We start from the raw sequence: 8,236 nt of genomic DNA, 5'->3' as shown, positions 1-8,236 counted from the left end.
ACCCACTCCTTCCGGGAGCACCACCATGAACCAGAACACCGCGGACAGCGAGACGATCCTGCGCGGCGTCCTCGACGGTTGGAAGGTCGCCGTCGACAAGCACCAGACTGACACCTCCGGTGTCCCGAGAATGTGTCGAAGCTGGGGGAGCAGGGCACAGGACCACCCTTCCGTCGAACAAGGGTGATACATGGACCGCCTTGTGAGGCTGGGCGACTTCCTCCGCTCACGCCGCGCCCGCCTCCAGCCCGTGGAGGCGGGGACGGTCACTCGCGGGCGCAGACGCGTCCCGGGGCTGCGACGCGAGGAACTCGCCCGGCTCGCCGGTCTCAGCGTCGACTACTACACCCGGCTGGAACAGGGCCGCAGCAAGAACGCCTCCCCAGCGGTACTCGACGCCATCGCCCGCGCCCTCAGGCTCGACGAGGCCGAACGCGAACATCTGGTCTCCCTGGCCAGCCCTCTTCTCAGCCCCGGCCGCGGACAGCCGCGCACCTCGCAGAATGTGCGGCCGGAAACATACGAGATGCTCGACACGCTGGAGCGCGCCGAGACCCCGTCGTGTGTGATCGACCAATACACAGACGTCCTGGCGGCCAACCGGGTGTTCCGAGCCTTGATGATGTGGGACGACCCCACGATGACGCCGGAGCGGAACCTCGTGAAGTTCGCGTTCCGCAATCCGCGAGCCCGTGACCTGTATCTGGACTGGAACCTCGTGGCAGCCGACGCGACCGCCATGCTCCGTTTCACCGCCGGGCGCTACCCCGACGACAGGAGGATCTCCCAGCTGATCGGCGAGCTGATGAGCGGCGAGGACTTCAGGCGGGTGTGGGGCCAACATCACGTGTACAAGCTCATGTGCGCACCCAAGCGATATCACCATCACGTCGCCGGCGATTTCATGCTCAGCTTCCAGGTGTTGGCGCTCACCACGTCCCCCGACCAGAATCTGTGCGCCTACACCGCCAAATCCGGGTCGCCCTCCGCCTCCGCCCTCCGGCTCCTCGCCGAGTGGGCCAAGGCCAACGACCCCCGCCCGCCGAACGACGAGAACGCCTAGAAATCCTGACATTTGCGCTCAATACCACTGAGCCTTTTCATCCTGCGTAGCGGTCGGTTTCGACGCGGTGTAGGACGAGGATGGCCTGCACGATCGCGGTGGAGCGGCGTGGACAGCAGCGCAGCTTGGCAGGAGTTTCCAGGTCTTTAGCGTGGCGATGGCTCGTTCGCCACGGGCACGGATTCTCGCGTGCGCCTTGTTCACCGCCTTCTGCTGCTGTGACAGCTTCGGCCGGTATCGGTGCCGTCTGGAACGGAGTGCGCACGCTGCCGCTGGCACCTTGGTAGCCCTTGTCGGCGAAGGCCATCACGTTTGCGTTGGCCAGCGCGTCGATGATGCCGTGAGTGCGGGCAGCGCTCAGTTCGTGCGCCGAGCCGGGCAGTGCCGGCGATGCCCATACGAGCCAGCCGGCGCTCGGGTGGTCGCGCTTCCGGAGGTCATCATGGGTGATCTCGCCTGGCACCTCCAGCGGTTCAGCGAGCCGGCACCCGATGGTCTCGTGTTCGTGGGGGAGAAGGGCGCCCAGCTGCGGCGCAGCAATTTCACGAAGGTCTGGGCGAAGGCACTGGCCAAGGCGGGGCTCCCGAAGATTCACGTCCATGACCTTCGGCACACGGGTAACACGCTCGCGGCGGCGACTGGCGCGACGCTCAAGGAGCTGATGACTCGCATGGGCCACTCCAGCACGAAAGCAGCCACGGTCTATTTGCACGCCGCCAGGGACAGGGATCGGGCGATCGCTGACGCCATGGGTGAGATCGTCAAGCAGGGACTCGGCGCGAAGGATGACCGCGATGATCCGCCCCTCACCGAAACCAAGATCCACTGATCTGGCACGAATCTGGCACGCGAGTGAGAAGCAACCTCAACAAAGATCAAGGCCCGGGTCGGGAATCATCCTCTGACCTGGGCCTTTGTGTGTGGAGCGGGTGACGGGAATCGAACCCGCGCTGTCAGCTTGGGAAGCTGATGTTCTGCCATTGAACTACACCCGCGTGGGCCGACCGTGTACGCCGACCGCGTCCCTACTGTAGCGGAAACTCGACCCACTCCTGCAGTCCCCGGACTCCCGATCTTCACTTCGGGCCCACCGTGCGGCCGACTTGATGAAGACGCACGGGGAGGCGTGGCCGCCGTGTCAGCGACCATTAGCCTTGCACCGTGCTGCTTTCCGATCGTGACATCCGTACAGAGATCGAGTCGGGACGGGTCAAGCTGGACCCCTACGACCCCGAGATGATCCAGCCGTCCAGTGTCGATGTGCGTCTGGACCGGTACTTCCGGGTCTTCGAGAACCACCGCTACCCGCACATCGATCCGGCCACGGAGCAGCCTGACCTCACCCGGGAGGTCGAGCCGCAGGGCGAGGAGCCGTTCATCCTCCACCCCGGCGAGTTCGTGCTGGCCAGCACGTACGAGGTGATCAGCCTGCCGGACGACATCGCGTCGCGGCTCGAGGGCAAGTCGAGCCTCGGCCGGCTGGGCCTGCTCACCCATTCCACGGCCGGCTTCATCGATCCCGGGTTCCAGGGACACGTCACCCTCGAGCTTTCCAACGTGGCCACCCTCCCGATCAAACTGTGGCCCGGCATGAAGATCGGTCAGCTCTGCATGTTCCGGCTCAGCTCGCCGGCGGAGTTCCCCTACGGTTCCGACCGGTACGGCTCCCGCTACCAAGGGCAGCGTGGTCCCACGCCGAGCAGGTCGTACCTCAACTTCCACCGCACGTCGATCTGAGCGGTCGAGGGCCCGGCAGCGTGTCAACAGGGGACAGGAGGGCAACCACAAGGGGAAGAGCAGGTTACAAGTGGGTGTGCGATGCCTTAAGTTCGCATTTCTACAGGTAGGCCGTACTCTTCTCTGCGGACCATTCCCGCACATCTGGAGAAACGACGTGCGACTGCGTCTCACGCCCCGTGAGGACAGCTACTACGAGTTGTTCGCAGACTCCGCGAACAACCTCGTCACCGCGTCCCGTCTGCTGGTTGAGATCATCGGCGACGACTCGGACAGGGAAGCCCTGGCCGAGAAGATGCGAGCCTGCGAACACGCGGGCGACGAGCGTACTCACGCGATCATGAATCGTCTGAATGAGAGCTTCATCACGCCGTTTGATCGCGAGGACATTTATCGCCTCGCCTCGAACCTCGACGACGTGATGGATTTCATGGAGGCAGCCGCCGATCTGATCGTGCTCTACCAGATCGACCACCTGCCGAAGGAGGTCGTCCGCCAGGTCGAGGTCCTCGAGAGGGCCGCCGAGCTGACGGCGGACGCCATGCCGCGGCTGCGGTCGATGCAACACCTCAACGAGTACTGGATCGAGATCAACCGCCTGGAGAACCAGGCCGACCAGATCTACCGACGGCTGCTCGCCAAGCTGTTCAGTGGGGAGTTCGACACGCTCACCGTCATGAAGATGCGTGAGGTGATCGAGCAGCTGGAGTTGGCCGCCGACGCCTTCGAGCACGTGGCGAACACGATCGAGTCGATCGCGGTCAAGGAAAGCTAAGTGGATCTCGCTATTGTCATCGGCGTCATCGTCATCGCCTTGGCGTTCGACTACACCAACGGCTTCCACGATGCCGCCAACGCGATCGCGACCTCGGTGTCGACGCGGGCCCTGACGCCCCGGATCGCGCTTCTCATGGCCGCGGTGATGAACTTCATCGGTGCGCATCTCGGCCTGTCGGTGGCTCAGACGGTCGGCAGCGGGATCATCGACGCCCCTCAGGGCAGGCATGGCCTGGTGGTCGTGGGGGGCGCGCTGACCGGCGCCATCGCCTGGAACCTCATCACCTGGTACTTCGGGCTTCCGTCCTCCAGCAGCCACGCCCTGATCGGCGGGCTGGTGGGCTCCGCCCTGGCGGCGAGCGTGTCGGTGCACTGGAAGGGCGTGCTCGACAAGGTCGTCATCCCCATGATCCTTTCGCCGGTGGTCGGCTTCCTGCTGGGCGGGATCATCATGATCGCCATTTTATGGATCTTCCGCCGGTCGAATCCGCACAAGACCAGCCGCGGGTTCCGATACGCCCAGACGGTCTCGGCGGCCGCGATGGCCCTCGGGCACGGTCTGCAGGACGCCCAGAAGACGATGGGTGTGATCTTCCTCGCCCTGGTCGTCGGGGGGCACATCTCGCCCACGGCCGACATCCCGGAGTGGGTCATCACCGCGTCGGCGGCGGCGATCTCGCTGGGCACCTACGCCGGCGGCTGGCGCATCATGCGCACTCTCGGCCGCCGCATCATCCATCTGGACCCGCCGCGGGGCTTCGCGGCCGAGTCCGCCGCGGCGACCGTCCTCTACACGGCGGCGATCGCGTACGGCGCGCCGATCTCGACGACGCACACGGTCACCACCGCGATCATGGGTGTGGGGGCCACCAGGCGCCTGTCGGCGGTGCGGTGGGGCGTCGCCGGAAACATCATCACCGCGTGGGTCCTCACGATTCCGGCGGCCGCCCTGGTCGCCGCGCTCGCCTACTACATCCTGAACCTGATCATCGGTTAGTCACCGGCGATACATGACGTCGGTCTTCCACCGGCTGAACCCCAGCGACTCGTAGAGCCTGACCGCCGCGTGGTTCTCCTCGTCCACGTAGAGCATCACCTGCGGCAGTCCGAGCGCGCGCAGGTGCACGAGCCCGGCGAGCGTCAGGGCCCGGCCCAGCCCCGTCCCCTGCTCGGCGGGGTCCACCCCTACCACGTAGACCTCACCGACGGGCTCGTGCCCGCCGTCCTCGCCGTCACGGTGGACCTTCGTCCAGTGGAAGCCCGCCAGTGTGCCGTCCCGCCGTACGGCGAGGAAGAAGCCGGCCGGGTCGAACCAGGACTCCCGTTCCCTCTGCTCGACGTCGTCGATCGTCCACGCACCCTGCTCGGGGTGCGCGGCGAAGGCGAGCGCGTTGAGCGCCACCCAGGCGTGCTCGTCCTTGCCGGTCTCGAACGTGCGCAGCCGTACATCGCCGGGCAGGACCGGATCGGGCGTCGGCGTCTCCAGCGAGCGGCGCATCTGCCACAACGACCGGCTGCGGCTCAGCCCCGTCGATGCCGCCAGCCGGGACGCGGCGGGGTGGTCGCCGTGCGCCCACAGCCGGATCCGGCCGCCGCTCTCCTCGAGGACCGCCTCCAGCAGTCGCCGTCCCAGGCCGCGGCCGCGGAACGCCGGGTGGACCACCAGTTCGCCGCTCGGCCCCTCGCCCTGGCCGGCCGGGTCCGGTGGGTCCAGTTGCGCGAATCCGGCGAGGTCCGCGCCTTCATGGATCAGTACGGCCCTCGCCCCCGGCGCGCCCCCGTGGCGCAGGCGCAACATCGCCTGCTCGTTGAGCGGGCGGACGCCGTCCGTCTCCGTCGCCGCCTCCACAAGGGACCGCACGGCCGTCACCTGATCTTCGTTCAGCCGTTCCACGACATCCACGCGCACGTTCATGCCTTGAACGTTAAGTGACCGCCGAGATCTCAGCACGCTCGGGTTCTGGCAATGTTCGCCATCTCGGAGCCCCATGAATCGTTACGTTCCAGCCATTTGATGCTTAGATCACGGCTTTACTGTCGGGGCCATGACCCCTGCATCTCTCACGCGTCTGGCCCTCGTAGGAGTCGCCGCGGTGAGCCTCACAGCGCTCGCCATCGGTCCGGCCGGCGCGACCTCATCCCATCACCCGTCGCACAACCAGCCGTCGCAGCATCACCCCGAGCCCAAGACGGTTCCCGTGCGCCTGCTGTCCATCAACGACTTCCACGGCAACCTGGAGCCTCCGACCGGCTCGGGCGGCCGCATCGCCGACGAGACCGGAACCCTGGTCGACGCGGGCGGCGCCGCCTACCTCGCCACGCATCTCAAGCAGATGCGCGACAAGAACACCGTGGTGGTCGCCGCCGGCGACCTCATCGGCGCCTCGCCGCTGATCTCCGCCGCCTACCACGACGAGCCGACGGTCGCCCTGCTGGACAAGCTCGGCCTCGCGACCTCCGCCGTGGGCAACCACGAGTTCGACGAGGGCATCGACGAGCTCAACCGCATCATGAAGGGCGGATGCCACCCGGTCGACGGCTGCTCGCCCGCGGGCAAGTGGAAGGGCTCCAGCTTCGACTACCTCGCGGCGAACGTCCTCAAGGAGAAGAACGGCGACTACGCGCTCCCGCCGTTCTACGTCAAGAAGATCAACGGCGTGAAGGTGGGCTTCATCGGGCTCGTCACCCAGACGACCCCGACCATCGTCACGGCCGCGGGCATCAAGGGGCTGAAGTTCACCGAAGAGGTGGCCGCCGCCAACAAGGTGTCCAAGCTCCTCGCCCGCCAGGGTGTGAAGGCCCAGGTCGTGCTCATGCACGAGGGTGACAACGTCGCCCCCAACCAGAGCCCGGACGCCTGCCCCAACGTCCCCGGCGCCGGCTCCCGGATCGCCCAGGGCCTCGACGCGCAGGTCGACCTGGTCATCAGCGGCCACTCGCACCAGGCCTACATCTGCAAGACCAAGGACCCGGCCGGGCATGACCGGTACTTCACCCAGGGCTCGTCCTTCGGCCGTGTCATCACCCAGATCGACTTCCAGGTCGACAAGAAGACCGACGACATCGTCCGTTCGTCCGTCGTCCCGGACAACCACGTGGTGACCCGCACGGTCACCCCCGACCCCGAGATCACCGCCTTCGTGCAGACCTGGAAGGACCGGGTCTCGACCGTCGCGAACAAGCCGATCGGCTCCATCACCGCCAACCTCGGTCGCAACTCGACCAACGGCGGGGAGTCCGCGCTGGGCGACGTCATCGCCGACGCTCAGCTGGAGGCGACGAAGGTGGGCGGCAACGCCGAGATCGCGCTGATGAACCCCGGCGGCATCCGCGCCGATCTGACCTTCGCGCAGAGCGGTTCCGAGGGCGACGGCGTCGTGACGTACGGCGAGGCCTTCACGGTGCAGCCGTTCAACAACCTCATGCAGGCCGTCACGCTCACCGGCGCCCAGCTCGACGCGCTCCTCGAGCAGCAGTGGAGCGCCGCGGCGACCCGGGTGCTTCAGCCGTCGGCCACGCTGACCTACACGGCCGACCTGACGCAGCCGTTCGGGTCCCGGGTCTCCGGCATCAAGGTCAACGGTGTGGCCGTGACCGACACCCAGCAGATCCGGGTGGCGGCGAACAACTTCCTGGTCGGCGGAGGTGACGGCTTCACGGTCTTCACCCAGGGCACCGACCTGTGGAGCGGCCCGCTGGACATCGACGCGTTCGTCGCCTACATGGGCGCCCACTCGCCGATCGCTCCTCCGGTGACCGATCGCCTCACCGTCATCCAGTAGGGATCAGATCCGCCATCACGAAACAGGCCCGCCCCGGAGTCCGGGGCGGGCCTTCTCGTCTCGTGGCCTGGTGCCGTCACCCGTGCGGGGATCGGGCCGGTACGGCTATCGCCTGGCGGTCTCGGCGGCCTCGGCCTGCTCACCGCCGCGGTCGGGGACGAACCGGTAGCCGACGTTGCGGACGGTGCCGATGAGGGCCTCGTACTCCGCGCCGAGCTTCGCCCGCAGACGGCGGACGTGGACGTCGACGGTGCGGGTGCCGCCGAAGTAGTCGTAGCCCCAGACCTCCTGCAGCAGCTGGGCCCGGGTGAAGACCCGGCCGGGGTGCTGGGCGAGGTACTTGAGCAGCTCGAACTCCTTGAACGTCAGGTCGAGCGCGCGGCCGCGGAGCCGGGCCGTGTAGGTCGCCTCGTCGATCGACAGCTCGCCGCTGCGGATCTCGTCCGGGACCTCCTCGGCCGCCGCGAGCGACCGCTTGCCGACGGCCATGCGGAGCCGGGCCTCGACCTCGGCGGGGCCGGCCGTGTCGAGGATCACGTCGTCGAGACCCCATTCGGCCGTCATCGCGGCCAGGCCGCCCTCGGTGACGATCACCATGAGCGGGCAGTCGATCCCGGTGGTCCGCAGCAGCCGGCACAGGCTCTTCGCCTGGACGAGCTCACGGCGGGCGTCGACCAGGATGGCGTCGGCGGGTGGAGTGTCGATCAACGCGGACGCCTCGGAGGGCGCGACCCGCACCGAGTGCAGGAGAAGTCCGAGCGCGGGAAGTACCTCCGCGGAGGGCTCCAAAGCATTGGTCAGCAGGAGCAGGTTGCTCAATTTCCGCCTCCTTGCCACCTCGTCGGCTTGTCCGCCGCTTCGGATGAAAACTGCGCCA

8 protein-coding genes, 1 tRNA gene and 1 pseudogene are annotated in these 8,236 nt (G+C 67.2%); 6 read left to right on the top strand and 4 right to left on the bottom strand.

Annotated features, from left to right (window positions below; translation table 11 throughout):
- Window positions 1–190 precede the first annotated feature (190 nt).
- Window positions 191–1,063, top strand: a complete 873-nt coding sequence (locus Pmi06nite_RS40065) for a helix-turn-helix transcriptional regulator (protein ID WP_203958481.1) — start codon at window positions 191–193, stop codon at window positions 1,061–1,063.
- Window positions 1,064–1,100: 37 nt separating this feature from the next.
- On the opposite strand, the pseudogene Pmi06nite_RS40060 reads toward Pmi06nite_RS40065, so the two are convergent.
- Window positions 1,101–1,475 (bottom strand): annotated as a pseudogene (locus tag Pmi06nite_RS40060) (transposase family protein); the annotation flags it as partial.
- A 30-nt stretch (window positions 1,476–1,505) separates the two neighbouring features.
- Between Pmi06nite_RS40060 and Pmi06nite_RS40055 the strand changes: the two are divergent.
- Complete coding sequence (locus Pmi06nite_RS40055) at window positions 1,506–1,892, top strand: tyrosine-type recombinase/integrase (RefSeq protein WP_203958480.1); 387 nt, start codon at window positions 1,506–1,508, stop codon at window positions 1,890–1,892.
- Between the two features lie 92 nt (window positions 1,893–1,984).
- On the opposite strand, the gene Pmi06nite_RS40050 is transcribed toward Pmi06nite_RS40055, so the two are convergent.
- Window positions 1,985–2,058 (bottom strand) — tRNA-Gly (locus tag Pmi06nite_RS40050).
- Window positions 2,059–2,224: 166 nt separating this feature from the next.
- On the opposite strand from Pmi06nite_RS40050, the gene dcd reads away from it, so the two are divergent.
- From dcd to Pmi06nite_RS40035, 3 genes are all read left to right on the top strand, one after another.
- Complete coding sequence (gene dcd, locus Pmi06nite_RS40045; RefSeq protein WP_203958479.1) at window positions 2,225–2,800, top strand: dCTP deaminase; 576 nt, start codon at window positions 2,225–2,227, stop codon at window positions 2,798–2,800.
- Window positions 2,801–2,957: 157 nt separating this feature from the next.
- Window positions 2,958–3,575, top strand: a complete 618-nt coding sequence (locus Pmi06nite_RS40040) for a DUF47 domain-containing protein (protein ID WP_203958478.1) — start codon at window positions 2,958–2,960, stop codon at window positions 3,573–3,575.
- On the top strand, window positions 3,576–4,574 hold the full coding sequence (locus tag Pmi06nite_RS40035) for an inorganic phosphate transporter (protein WP_203958477.1): 999 nt from the start codon (window positions 3,576–3,578) through the stop codon (window positions 4,572–4,574).
- On the opposite strand, the gene mshD is transcribed toward Pmi06nite_RS40035, so the two are convergent.
- On the bottom strand, window positions 4,575–5,492 hold the full coding sequence (mshD, locus tag Pmi06nite_RS40030) for a mycothiol synthase (protein ID WP_203958476.1): 918 nt from the start codon (window positions 5,490–5,492) through the stop codon (window positions 4,575–4,577). It lies immediately after the preceding gene.
- 130 nt (window positions 5,493–5,622) lie between these two features.
- Between mshD and Pmi06nite_RS40025 the strand changes: the two genes are divergently transcribed.
- Window positions 5,623–7,359 (top strand): bifunctional metallophosphatase/5'-nucleotidase, encoded by a 1,737-nt coding sequence (locus Pmi06nite_RS40025; RefSeq protein ID WP_203958475.1) that lies wholly within the window; start codon window positions 5,623–5,625, stop codon window positions 7,357–7,359.
- 105 nt (window positions 7,360–7,464) lie between these two features.
- Here the strand turns inward: Pmi06nite_RS40025 and Pmi06nite_RS40020 are convergent, their stop codons facing one another.
- Entirely contained in the window at window positions 7,465–8,178 is a 714-nt protein-coding gene (locus Pmi06nite_RS40020; protein ID WP_203958474.1) for a winged helix-turn-helix transcriptional regulator, read from the bottom strand.
- Between the last annotated feature and the right edge of the window lie 58 nt (window positions 8,179–8,236).

Origin of the sequence: Planotetraspora mira (assembly GCF_016863275.1) — a bacterium.
Taxonomy (GTDB): Bacteria; Actinomycetota; Actinomycetes; order Streptosporangiales; family Streptosporangiaceae; genus Planotetraspora; species Planotetraspora mira.
This window is presented reverse-complemented; position numbering and strand designations above follow the sequence as displayed.

Coding starts and splice junctions, on each gene's coding strand:
- Pmi06nite_RS40065 (WP_203958481.1), top strand. CDS start 191: ATGGACCGCCTTGTGAGGCTGGGCGACTTCCTCCGCTCACGCCGCGCC.
- Pmi06nite_RS40055 (WP_203958480.1), top strand. CDS start 1,506: ATGGGTGATCTCGCCTGGCACCTCCAGCGGTTCAGCGAGCCGGCACCC.
- mshD (WP_203958476.1), bottom strand. CDS start 5,492: ATGAACGTGCGCGTGGATGTCGTGGAACGGCTGAACGAAGATCAGGTG.
- Pmi06nite_RS40025 (WP_203958475.1), top strand. CDS start 5,623: ATGACCCCTGCATCTCTCACGCGTCTGGCCCTCGTAGGAGTCGCCGCG.